The organism is Lentzea sokolovensis, from assembly GCF_033949975.1.
Lineage (GTDB): Bacteria > Actinomycetota > Actinomycetes > Mycobacteriales > Pseudonocardiaceae > Lentzea > Lentzea sokolovensis.
The window spans coordinates 92,449-104,543 of the sequence record NZ_JAXAVU010000015.1 but is presented as its reverse complement, the minus strand read 5'-3'; the positions used below and the strand labels follow the sequence as shown (position 1 = coordinate 104,543).

Genomic DNA, 12,095 nt, shown 5'->3' with positions numbered 1-12,095 from the left:
GATTCTAGCTAGATGCCCTTGGACCAGCTGGCGACGGCGGCGTGGTAGTCGGGGGCGTTCGGGGCGTAGTTGATGGAGTGGCCGTAGCCGTTGAGGACGTAAGTGTCCAGGCGGGGGACTGCTGGGAAGAACGGGGCCTCATCCGCCTTCAGAGCGGCTGGGGAGGAGCAGTCGCTGCCCATCAGCGGGAGGCCGGAGCTGCAGAAGTGGGTGTCGTTGCCCACGACGATGAGGACCGGGACGTTGATGTTGCGCGAGATCGGGATGACGACCGTGTTGAGCAGGATCGTGTCCACGGCCTCGGTTGCGGCGAAGACGTCTTTGGTGGCCTCGTCGAACGAGATCGAGCCCGGGACCAGCGGGCCCGGTTTGTGGAACGAGTTGTAGCGGGTGTCCGGCATCGTGGTGAGGTAGCCGAGGTCCAGGCCCGCCGGGATCATGTTGGCCAGCACCGGGACGACGGTTATGTAGTTCATCTTGTGCGTGAAGCCGGTGACCAGGACGCCGTCGACGTCGCGGTTCGTGCCTGCCTCGATCATCGCCATCGCGGAGCCGATGGAGTGGCCGGCGACGATCACCTTGCTGAAGCGGGGTTTCAGGGTGGCGATGACCTGGTGGACGGCGCTGGCCTGGGTCGTGGCCGTCACGAAGGCGCTGAGGGGCTTGGAGCTCTTGCCGGTGCCGATGCGGTCCAGGGCGAGGGTGGCGAAGCCCGCGTTGTTCTGGGACTGCGTGAACGAGTGGGTCGACGGTTCGAAGCCGACGTCCCAATAAGTGCGGTCGTAGGTGCCGCCCGGGATCAGGACCTGCACCTTGGTGGCGCCCGCCGGGACGCAGAGCCTGCCCGCCATGGTCTCCTGCGAGGTCACCAGTGGGGTGAGGCCGATTCGCACGGGATAGGCGACGTCCTGGCAGGACGTGGCGGCGTTGGCCTGGAGCGGGGCTAACAGGGTTGCGGTGGCGAGCAGAGCCGCGGCGGTGAGCCTGCGGAAACGCATGGGAGAACTACCTTCCGGCTAGTTGCGGGGGACGGCTTTCATGAGCAGGCCGTTGGGGTACGGCGCGGACGTGAACTTCACGCGCGCCGGACGGGTCGGGACCAGTCGCCAGCGTGCCGCGATGGTCGCGAGGGTGATGACGATCTCGGTCTGGGCGAAGGTGTTGCCGAGGCACTGGCGGTTGCCGCCGCCGAACGGGATGAACGCGCCGCGCGGGAGGGCGGCGGCGAACTCCGGAGTCCAGCGGTCGGGCCAGAAGCGTTCCGGGGACGGGAAGTAACGCTCGTCGTGGTGCAGTGCGTGTGGGCTGACGATCACCTCGGCACCCGCGGGTAACGACACGTCGCCGAGTTGGACGTCGGTCAGCGTTCGGCGCATCACGAACCAGATCGGGTACTTCCTCAGCGTTTCCTGCACGATCTGGGTCGTGTAGTGCAGAGATCGGACGTCGGCGAACGTCACCGGGCGGTCGCCCACGACCTCGTCGATCTCGGCGTGCAGCCTGCGTTCGATCTCCTGGTCGTTGCCGACCTCGTACAAAGCCCAGGCCAGAGCGATCGCGGTGGTCTCGATGCCCGCGGTCAGCAGGGTCAGGACCTCGTCGTAGGTCTGCTGATCGGTCATGCGGGTGCCGTCTTCTTCGGCGAGCAGCAGCATGGAGAGGACGTCGCCGTTGTCGGTGCCGTCCGCGCGCCAGCTCTCGATCACCTGCAGCACAACGGCTTTCATGCGGGCGATGGCCGCGTCGAACTCCCTGTTGCCCGGAAGGGGGAGTTTCTCGACGAAAGCGGGGGACAGCGCGCGGATCATGCCCTGCTGGATGACCGTGAAGATGGACCGGCGGACCTCCGCGACCGCTCGTTTGCCGATCTCCGTCGAGAAGAGCGTCTCGCCGACGATGGTGACCGCGAGCTCCTGCATGTCGTTCTCGATGGTGCGGATCTCGCCTGGCTGCCAGCGCGCAGCCAGCGAAGCAGCAGCACGAGCCATCGTCGAGGCATACGCTTCAATCCGTTCCCGATGGAAGGCCGGCTGCATCATCCGGCGTTGGCGCAGGTGGTACTCGCCGTTCGACAGCAGCAGGCCCGTCCCGAGATATGGCTGGAACTTGTCGAACATGGCGCCCTTGCGGAACTTCGATCCTTGCGACACAAGCACTTCGTGAGTCAGCGAAGGACTCGTGACGAAGTGCGCGTGCAGTGGGCCGAGGTCGAGACGCACCACGTCGCCTTGTTCGTGCAACGCGTCGGTGAACTTGGCGCGGTGGGCGAGCATGGACGGCGTGTGCCCGAGCAACGGCCAGCGGCGAGGAGCCACCGGGACGGGCATTCGGACTCCTGAGGAGTTGGGCCGAATGGGGACGGACCACCCTAGGAGCCGTTTGGGGGAAGACGACAGTGCCTGAACGGGTGGTTCCCCATCACTCTGATGGTTCAGCGCGGACACCGCTCGGGTGACTAAGCTCGTGCGTCATCCCGCACCGCCACGAACGACCGAAGAGGTGTTCACCGTGGCAGAAACCCAGAACTGGGTGCCGCTCGGCATCGACACGAACGTCCCGAGCATGGCCCGCGTCTACGACTACATCCTCGGAGGTGCCCACAACTTCGCCGCCGACCGGCAGGTCGGAGGTCAGATCGAGAAGCTGGTGCCAGGCCTGCCCAGCGTCGCCAGACTCAACCGGCGGTTCCTCGGCCGCGCGGTGAACTTCCTGATGGACCAGGGAGTTCGCCAGTTCCTCGACATCGGTTCCGGCATCCCGACCGTCGCGAACGTGCACGAGGTCGCGCAGGAACGCGACCCGGCCGCGCGCGTCGTCTACGTCGACAAGGACCCCGTCGCCGTCGCGCACAGTCAACTGATGTTGTCCGACAACGAAAACGCCGCCATCGTGCACGCCGACATGCGCGACCCGGAGATGGTGCTGTCGAGTCCCAGGGTGAAGCAGCTGCTGCGCCTCGACGAACCTGTCGGCCTGTTGATGCTGCTCATGATGCACTGGGTGCCCGACGAGGACGGCCCGGAGAAGCTCGTGGCCCACTACCGCGACGCGCTGCCCGCCGGTAGCTTCCTGGTGATGACGCACGTGGCGAGGGACCAGATCGACGACAACGTCGACCAGGCCGCCGCGGTGGTGAATCGCAGCAAGAGCGCCGACCAGATGCACATGCGCACGCACGTGCAGGTCAGCGCGTTGTTCGACGGGTTTTCCCTGGTAGAGCCCGGTCTGGTCGGCTGCGGGGAGTGGCGCCCGGACGGACCTGGGGATTTCGCTGACGAGGCGTCGATGAACATGTTCTTGTACGCTGGGGTCGGTCGTAAGGACTGAAACCACGCTGTAGTGTCGGAGGATCACACGGTTGGCGCAATGGGCGCCGACTGCCGGTGGGTAAACTGCCGGACACTCTCCAACCCATACAGGGCAACGGGAATGACGAATCCAAGCCGAAGACCCGATGCCGCTCCACCAGCGGACACCGCCGCCGTCCGAGCGCGAGAAGCCTTGTCGCGCAAGTGGAGCTACCTGCTCAGCAGCGTCGTAGTAGTCGCGCTGAGCAGGGAGGAGCTGGACGCCGAACTGGGCGCCCAGCTCGACGCATTGTGCGCGGCGCTGCACAGCGAACCGTTCGACCCCGCTCCGTTCGAGGAGATGGGCGAGCGGCTCGTCGCTCTCGGGTACGTGAACGAGCCCGGCCTCAAGCGCACCGTCGACGTCCTCGGCAAAGGCTTGCTGGCGCTGGAGGAGTTCGCCGCGAGCGACCAGCACACCGTCCGCGTCGTTGGCGGCATCGGTGCGCTGACGTGCGGCTTCACCGCGGCGCGAGCACGCGCGATCCTGGACCAGCAGGAGAGCATGCAGCGCTCGCTGCTCAAGGCCGCCCATGACGCGCAACGAGATCAGCGCCAGAGCGAGGCGAAGTTCGAGGGCATCGCGTCCTCGTCCACCAACGGCGTCCTGATCGTCGGCCTCGACGGGCGCCTCGCGTGGGGCAACGACTCGATCGCGGTGATCATCGGACGTCCGCCGGAGCCGGGCACCCGTCTCGTCGAGCTCATCGCGCCGACGTCGATCATCGTGTTCCGCGAGATGATGGAACGGGTTCTCTCCGAACGCGACGAGTTCGAGCGGGAACCGATGCACCTCGTGCGCGGTGACGGCGAGTTCGCCAAGGTGACGCTCACGGCGTCGCTGCTGCGGGACGACGAGGGCAAGCCCAGCCACGTCCTGGTGATGGCGGACGACGACACGGAACTGGCGCTGCTGCAGGGAGAACTGCGCCGCCAGTCCCTGCACGACGTGCTGACGGGACTGCCGAACAGGCAGTTCTTCACCACCCACCTGGAAACCGTGCTGCGCAGGGCCGATCCCGAGTTCGGCGTGACCATCCTGCACCTCGACCTCGACGCGTTCGGCCTGGTCTGCAACAGCCTCGGCGCACGGGTCGGCGAACACCTGCTCCAGCACGTCGCGCGCAGGCTGCGGGCCGTGCTGTCGCACGAGCAGACCATGATCGCGCGGTTCGACGGCGACGAGTTCGGCGTCGTCGTGGAGAACACCGCTCTGACACCGGACATCGCGACCACGATGGCGGCCATCAACGCCGACCTGGGCGAACCGACCTATGTGGACGGTCACGGCCTGGCGGTGTCGGTGAGCGCGGGCGTGGTGCACCGGCCGTTGCCCGACGTCGACCCGGTGGAACTGCTGCGCACGGCCGATCTGGCGTTGCGGCAGGCCAAGCGCGACCGCCGCGGGCAGTGGGAGTTGTTCCACACCAGCGAGGACGCGGACGGACGACGCGACGCCGCACTGGCCGTGGTGATGCCGGGAGCGTGGGAACAGGGCGACATCGGCGTGGTCTACCAGCCCGTTCGTGAGCTGGCGACCGGCGACCTGGCCGGCGTCGAGGCGTTGCTGCACTGGGATCTGTCCGACCGCTGCGCCGCGCTCGCGGACGACAGCGGGCTCATCCTGCCGATGGGCGAGTGGCTGATCAGGATCGCGGCCGGCCAGGCGCAGTGGTGGCGCCAGCGCGGCGAGCTCGACCAGCAGTTCGGCGTGCGGCTCACGCACCACCAGTCGACCGACGCGGACCTGGTGTCACGGGTGGCGAAGGTGCTGGAGGAGACCGGGATGCCGCGCGGCAGGATGACCCTGAGCATGCCGGTCGGCGTGCTGGGTGTGGCCGACGCGGCGGACAGCCTGAGCACGCTCGCGGACATGGGAGTGCGGATCGCGCTCGACGACTTCGGGCTCGGGCCGCGTGATCTCGCCTGGCTCTCGGAACTGCCCGTGGTGTCCGTGCTCGTGCCGCGCGACCTGGTGCGGCGACAGGATCCTCGTTCCGCCGCACTGGTCCCGGCCGTGCGCGAACTCGGCGTGAAGATCTGCGTCGACGGCATCGAGACCGCCGAACAAGCCCAGTGGTGGACGGAAATGGGCGCCGATCTCGCGACCGGCGCCCACCTCGGTTCCCCGCTCGACGCGGGAGAGTTCCTGCAGAAGTTGAGCTAGATCGTGCGCTGCCACGCGACCACGGCGTCGTGGTAGCGCGCGGCGGTCTCGGTGTCGAAGTTGAAGACGTGCCCGTACCCGTTGACGACGAAGCCGTCCACTCGCGATGCCTTGGGGTAGAACGGCTTCTCGGACCTGACCAGGGCGTCCGACGACGAGCAGTCGGCGCCGAGCGGCGGGGTGCCGCAGAAGTAGTCGGCCGAGGTCTGGATGGTCATCACCGGCACGGTGATGAGGGCGCTCACGGGCAGCACGAGGTTGGACATCAGGGCGGTGGTGACGAACTCACCGGCCGAGACGACGTCCTTCGTGGCCTCGTCGAGGTCCACCACCGCGGGCACGTTCGGGCCCGGCGCGTGGAACATGGTGTAGCGGCTTCCCGGCACCGTGGTCAGGTAGCCGACGTCGAGGCCGCGCAGGCTCAGCTTCGAGTCGAGCGGCGCGGGGATCAGGTTGGTCAGCGCGGGCACGGCCCTGACGTAGTCCCACTGGTGCGTCATGCCGGTGACCAGGACGCCGTCGACGTCGCGGTACCTGCCCGCCTCGACCATCGCGATGGCCGAGCCGATCGAGTGCCCGCCCACGAGCACCTTGGTGAACCGCGGACGCAGGTTCTGGATGACCTGGTGCACCGCTTCGGCCTGGTTCGGGACGTCGACCAGGATGCTGAGCGGCTTCGTGCTCTTACCGGAGCCGATCCGGTCCACGACCATGGTCGCGATGCCCGCGCCGTTCATCGCCCGCGTGACCGAACGGGTCTCGCCGTTCACCGGGATGTCCCAGTACCCGCCGGTGTACGTGCCGCCGGGCACGAGCACCTGAACGGTCGTGGCTCCCTGCGGAACGCAGAGCCTGCCGTACATCGTCTGCCGGATGAGCCCGAACTGAACGGGCGTGTACACGTCCTCGCAAGTTGTCTGCGCGGCGCTCGCCGGCGTGGGTACCGGTATGAACGCGGCGAGCAGCACGGCGGCACAGAGCCGACGGAAACGCATGGGGGAACAACCTCCAGCTAGCGGGGGACGACCTTCATCATCAGGTCGTTGGGGTAGGCCGCATTGGTGAACGTGGTGCGCACGGGCCGGTCGGGGACCAGCCGGTAGCGCGAGCAGACCGTCGCCACCACGATGGCGATCTCGGTCAGCGCGAAGTGGTTTCCGATGCACTGGTGGACGCCGCCGCCGAACGGGACGTACGCGCCCTTCGGCAGCAACGCGGCGCGCTCGGGCGTCCAGCGGTCCGGGTCGAAGCGCTCGGGGTCCGGGAAGTGCTCCGGGTCGTGGTGCATCGTGTACGGGCTGAGGATCACCTCGGTGCCCGGCGCCAGGACGGCGCCGCCGAGTTCGACCTCCTCGGCCGTGCGGCGCATGACGAGCCAGAGCGGGTACTTGCGCAGAACCTCGTGCGCCACCTGACCGATGTACGTCAGCCTCGGCACGTCGTCGATGGTGACTGGACGCCCGGCCAGCACGTCGTCGATCTCCGCCATCACCCGCTGTTCGACCTCGGGGTTGGCGGCGATCTCGTGGAAGATCCAGGCCAGTGCCAGCGCGGTGGTCTCGATGCCGGCGGTCAGCAGCGTGACGACCTCGTCGAAGACCTGCTCGTCGGTCATCGGTTCGCCGGTCTCGGGATCCCTGGCGGCCAGCAGCATCGTGAGGAGGTCGCCGTGGTCTGTGTCGTCGTCTCGCCGGCTCGCGATGACCTCGTGCACGATCGCGCGCATCCGGGCGATGGCCTCGTCGAACTCGCGGTTGGCCGGGATGGGCAGCTTCTCGACGAACCCCGGTGAGAGTGCGCGCAGGATCCCGTTCTTGATGATCACGAAGACCGACCGGCGGGCCTCGGCGATCGCCTTCTTGCCGATCTCCGTGGAGAACAGCGACTCGCCGACGATCGTGACGGCGAGGCCCTGCATGTCCGCTTCCAGCTGCCGCACCTCGCCTGGCCGCCAGTCGTCCAGCAGGTCGAGTGCCGCGCGGGACATGATCTTCGCGTAGCCCGCGATCCGGTCGCGGTGGAACGCCGGCTGCATCATCCGGCGCTGGCGCAGGTGGAAGGACCCGCTCGACACCGCCAGTCCGTTGCCGACGAACGCGCGGAACTTGTCGTACATCCGGCCTTTGTGGAACTTCGGCGCGTCCGTGACCAGCACCTGATGCGTCAACTTCGGGCTCGCGACGAAATAGGCCCGCATCGGCCCTAAGCGGACTTCGACGAGATCACCCTGACCTCGCAGATTCCTGGTGAATGCGAATCTTTTCCTGAGCATAGGCAACGAGTGCCCGAGAAATGGCAGCCTGCCGGGTGCCACCGGGACGGACATCATCGCTCCTCGCGAGGCGGAAAGAGATCGAGCCACCCTATGAGTCGTTCGGGGCAGAGTGACAGTGCCCGATCGGGTGGCATGCGTTCACACTTGCGGCGTAGTCGAGTGCGCTTTGTGCATGACTAAGCTAGTGCGTCCGCAACCTGAAGAGGTGGTCAGCGTGTCCGGCGAGCAGAACTGGATTCCACAGAGCGTGGATGTTTCCGTGCCCAGTGCGGCGCGGGTCTACGACTACCTGCTCGGGGGCGCGCACAACTTCGCGGTCGACCGCGTCATGGGGGACAAGGCCGAGCAGATGATGCCGCACTCCCGCAGCGCGGCCAGGCTCAACCGGGCCTTCCTGCGCCGTGCCGTGCGCTTCATGACCGATCAGGGCGTGCGGCAGTTCCTGGACATCGGCTCGGGCATCCCGACCGTGGCCAACGTGCACGAGGTCGCGCAGGAGGAGGCGCCCGAGTGCCGGGTCCTGTACGTGGACCGCGATCCCGTCGCGGTCGCGCACGGCGAGCTGATCGTCGCGGGCAACGACCGGGTCGGCGTGCTGCAGGCGGACATGCGTGATCCGGAGAGCATCCTGAACAGCGGTGAGCTGAACCGGCTGCTCGACCTCGACCAGCCGGTCGGCCTGCTGATGCTGTTCATGGTGCACTGGGTGCCGGACGAGGCGGACCCGCAGAGCCTGCTCAAGCGCTACCGGGAGGCCCTGCCCAGCGGGAGCTTCCTCGCGATCTCGCACATGGCGGGCGACCACGTCAACGACGAGGCCAGGGCTGTGACCGACAGGATGAGCAAGTCGGGCGGCGGCGCCGTCACCTATCGCGACCGCGACGAGGTCGAGAGCTTCTTCGGTGATTTCGAACTGGTCGAGCCCGGACTGGTCAAGTACGCCGAATGGCGACCTGCCGGTCCCGGTGACATCTCGGACGATCCGGCGGTGAACAGGATCGCGTTCGCCGGCATCGGTCGGAAGCCATAACGATTATCGATGGTGTGAAGTTGATTCACACGGCCGGTTGAGGTGTGACCGACTGTGCGTGGGTAAACTGCCGGGACCTTCTGAGTCATTGCGAGGCTGTCCTCGAATGTCCAACCCGGGTCGAATATCTGATGTAACGCCCTCGCCGCAGGACAATGCGCGGGCGCGGATGACGCTTGCCCGGAAATGGTCGTATCGCCTGCTCAGTGCGGTGGCGATTCCGCTGGGACGCGAAGACCTGGACGAGGAACTGCGCATCCGCCTGGACGCGTTGTGCGCGATGTTGCACGAAGAACCGTTCGTGACTACCCCGATCGAGGCCGCCGGCGCCGATTTGGCGACGCTCGGTCACCTCGGGAAGTTCGGGCTGCGCTGCACGAGCGAGGTGCTCGGCAAGGGGCTGCTGGCGCTGCCGGAGTTCCAGCCGGTGCAGCACTACGCGGAACGGATCGCGCTCGCGATGGGCGCGCTCGGCGCCGGCTTCACCGCGGCCAACGCCGAGTCGGTGCTCGCGCAGCAGGAGAGCATGCAGCGCTCGTTGCTCAAGGCGGTCCGCGACGCGAACTGGAACCTCAAGGAGAGCGAGGCCCGGTTCAACGAGGTGGTCACGTCGTCCACCAACGGCGTGCTGATCGTCGACCTCGACGGGCGCCTGCTGAAGGTGAACGCGGCCATCGGCCAGATCCTCGGGCACACCTCGGACGAGCTCACCGGCGTGCCGCTGCTCGACCTGATCGAGCCCGCCTTCACCGAGATGCTGCGGGAGGCGATGACCGAGCTCGGCGCCGGTGCCGTCGACCGCGTCCGGCAGTCGCAACGGTTGCTGCGCAAGGACGGCGAGTCCGCGCGGGTCACGCTGACGGCGTCGCTGCTGCGCGGTGCCGACGACGAGCCGATGCACTTCGTCGTGGTGGTCGAGGACGGCACCGAACTGGCGTTGCTGCAGAGCGAGCTCAAGCGGCAGTCGCTGCACGACGCGCTGACCGGGCTGCCGAATCGCCAGTTCTTCACCACGCAGCTGGAGATCGCGCTGCGCAAGAACGATTCCGAGCACGGCATCACGGTCTTCCACATCGACCTCGACGCGTTCGGCATGCTGCGCGACACCTTCGGCGGCCGGGTCGTCGAACGGTTCCTGCAGCACGTGGCGCAACGGCTGCAGGCGTTGCTGGCGGGCGAGAAGGTCATGATCGCCAGGTTCGGCGGCGACGAGTTCGGCGTCCTCGTGGAGAACACCGCGACCACGCCGAGCATCGACGCGATCATGAGGAGCATCAACGACGACCTGGCGCTCGAACCGACCTTCGTGGAAGGCCACGGGGTGTCGGCGTCGGTCAGCGCGGGCGTCGTGCACCGGCCGGGCAGCGACGTGGAACCGCTCGACGTGCTGCGCGCGGCGGAACGGTCGTTGCGCAGGGCCAAGAAGGGCAGGCGCGGGCAGTGGGAGTTGTTCCACGCCGGTCAGGACGGCGAGGAACGCCGCGACGACGCGCTGGCCGTGGAGATGCCGGCCGCGTGGGAGAACGGCGAGATCACCGTGCGGTACCAGCCGATCGTCCGGCTGACGGACGGTTCGGCCGTCGGCGTCGAGGCGGAGTTGAGCTGGGACAGGCCGGGATCCGGCGTGCTCGGCCACGACCGATGCGCTGAGCTCGCCGAGCAGACCGGGCTGATCCTGCCGCTCGGCGGGTGGCTGATGCAGGTCGCCGTCGGACAGTCGACGTGGTGGCGGCAGCGCGGGCAGTTCGACAAGCCGCTGGCCGTGCGGCTCACCGCGCATCAGGCGTCCGACGCGGACCTGGTCTCACGGGTGGTGGAGGCGCTCGACCAGGTCGGGATGCCCGGCGAGAAGCTGATGATCAGCGTGCCGGGCGCGGTGCTGGCCTGGGCCGACGCCGCGGACAACGTCGCTGTGCTGGCGCGCATGGGCGTCCTGACGGCGATCGACGACTTCGGCATGGGGCCGCTGGACTTCGGCCTGCTCGCCGCCGACATGCCGCTGCGCGCCGTGCGGGTGGCGCGCGGACTGGTGGAGAGCAGGTCCGAGTACGTCGCCGCGCTGCTGCCGTTGCTGCGGGAGCGGGGCGTGGCGGTCGCCGTGGAGGGGATCGACAGCGCCGAACTGGCCGCGTGGTGGCGTGACGCCGGTGCGGACTTCGCTACCGGCGACCACTTCGGGCCGGCTCGTGAGCCCGGTGAGTTCCTGGAGAAGCTGGATCTCCGGTGACCGGACGGGGTCGGGGTCACGTCCGGCCACCGGAGGAGTTCGTGGTCTAACCAGTGAAACCGGCCAGCGCCTTGGTGAATTCGTAGGTCTGCTGGTTGATGCCGCTGCATGAGGAGCTCATTGCCCCGCAGTTACCGCGGTCCCGGTTCACGGCCCAGAACGAGACGCGCGACAGGTGCTTGGAGTTCGCCCAGCCCACGATGTCGCGGAAGTTCTGCGGGGTGACGGTCTCGCCGGTGTCGGTCTTGCCGTTCATCGACGACAGGCCGCTGCGCCGGTACGCCGCGTCGTCCGTCAGACCGAACGTCGACTTGACGTGGTTCTTCAGGCCGTCGACGGCGCTCTTGGTGTAGGCGAACATGTCGCCGCCGCTACCCCAGTCGAACGGCATGACGGCCCACGTGTCGATCGGCGCGCTGAGCTCCTTGGCCCGCGTGATCAGGCGCTTGCCCCAGGAGTTCGGGCCGGTGCGGTCGGTCGGCATGGTGATGACCGTCTTCACGCCGGGGTTGTTCTGCTTGATGATCTTCAGCGCGCCGAGCACCCGGTCCTGCGTGGTGTTGTTCTCGAACTCGGCCGCCTCGATGTCGATGTCGATCGCCTTGAGCGCGTAGGCGTCGATCACCTTCTGATAGGCGCCGGCCAGTGCGCTCGCGGAGCTGCAGAACTGGCCGAGCTTGTTGCCGGACCAGCCGCCGATCGACGGCACCGCGTCACCGCCCGCCGCGCGGATCGAGTTGATCAGAGTCTTGTCCGACCCGGTCAGCGAACGGCTGCCGTCCCACTTCGGGTTGCAGGTGCCGTCGCTCAGGATGAACGCGAGGGTGAACGACCTGATGCCCGTCTGCTGCATCACCGTGGCGGGATTGGGCTGACCGCCCCACTGGTAGAGGTACGGGGCCGCGAGCACGGGGTTGACGGCCGCCTGTGCGGTCGTGGGCAGCATGATCGCCGCGCACGTGGCAGCGACAGCGCCGACGAGGAACCGCTTCATCAGTCCTCCAAAGACTGCTCGGTCCAGGGCGGCGGAGCTGGCAGTGAGGGGGCTC

At 67.7% G+C, this 12,095-nt stretch carries 9 protein-coding genes; 4 read left to right on the top strand and 5 right to left on the bottom strand.

Annotated features, from left to right (window positions below):
* Positions 1–8 precede the first annotated feature (8 nt).
* Both SK854_RS38860 and SK854_RS38855 read right to left on the bottom strand, forming a co-directional pair.
* On the bottom strand, positions 9–998 hold the full coding sequence (locus tag SK854_RS38860) for an alpha/beta hydrolase (protein ID WP_319980146.1): 990 nt from the start codon (positions 996–998) through the stop codon (positions 9–11).
* 18 nt (positions 999–1,016) lie between these two features.
* Positions 1,017–2,327 carry a cytochrome P450 gene (locus tag SK854_RS38855; protein WP_319980145.1) on the bottom strand — a complete coding sequence of 437 codons (1,311 nt, stop codon included), beginning with the start codon at positions 2,325–2,327 and terminating at the stop codon, positions 1,017–1,019.
* A gap of 181 nt (positions 2,328–2,508) precedes the next feature.
* Here SK854_RS38855 and SK854_RS38850 point away from each other — a divergent pair, with 181 nt between their 5' ends.
* Entirely contained in the window at positions 2,509–3,327 is an 819-nt protein-coding gene (locus SK854_RS38850) for an SAM-dependent methyltransferase (protein WP_319980144.1), read from the top strand.
* A 174-nt stretch (positions 3,328–3,501) separates the two neighbouring features.
* Entirely contained in the window at positions 3,502–5,514 is a 2,013-nt protein-coding gene (locus SK854_RS38845) for a putative bifunctional diguanylate cyclase/phosphodiesterase (protein WP_319980143.1), read from the top strand.
* Here SK854_RS38845 and SK854_RS38840 read toward each other — a convergent pair.
* Positions 5,511–6,509, bottom strand: a complete 999-nt coding sequence (locus tag SK854_RS38840; RefSeq protein ID WP_319980142.1) for an alpha/beta hydrolase — start codon at positions 6,507–6,509, stop codon at positions 5,511–5,513. The genes SK854_RS38845 and SK854_RS38840 overlap by 4 nt on opposite strands.
* Positions 6,510–6,526: 17 nt before the next feature.
* Positions 6,527–7,840, bottom strand: coding sequence for a cytochrome P450 (locus SK854_RS38835; RefSeq protein ID WP_319980141.1), 1,314 nt, complete (start codon positions 7,838–7,840; stop codon positions 6,527–6,529).
* A gap of 121 nt (positions 7,841–7,961) precedes the next feature.
* Here SK854_RS38835 and SK854_RS38830 point away from each other — a divergent pair, with 121 nt between their 5' ends.
* Complete coding sequence (locus tag SK854_RS38830; protein ID WP_319980140.1) at positions 7,962–8,819, top strand: SAM-dependent methyltransferase; 858 nt, start codon at positions 7,962–7,964, stop codon at positions 8,817–8,819.
* A gap of 211 nt (positions 8,820–9,030) precedes the next feature.
* On the top strand, positions 9,031–11,046 hold the full coding sequence (locus SK854_RS38825; protein WP_319980139.1) for a putative bifunctional diguanylate cyclase/phosphodiesterase: 2,016 nt from the start codon (positions 9,031–9,033) through the stop codon (positions 11,044–11,046).
* A 46-nt stretch (positions 11,047–11,092) separates the two neighbouring features.
* Here SK854_RS38825 and SK854_RS38820 read toward each other — a convergent pair whose 3' ends face one another.
* Positions 11,093–12,040, bottom strand: a complete 948-nt coding sequence (locus SK854_RS38820) for a chitinase (RefSeq protein WP_319980138.1) — start codon at positions 12,038–12,040, stop codon at positions 11,093–11,095.
* Between the last annotated feature and the right edge of the window lie 55 nt (positions 12,041–12,095).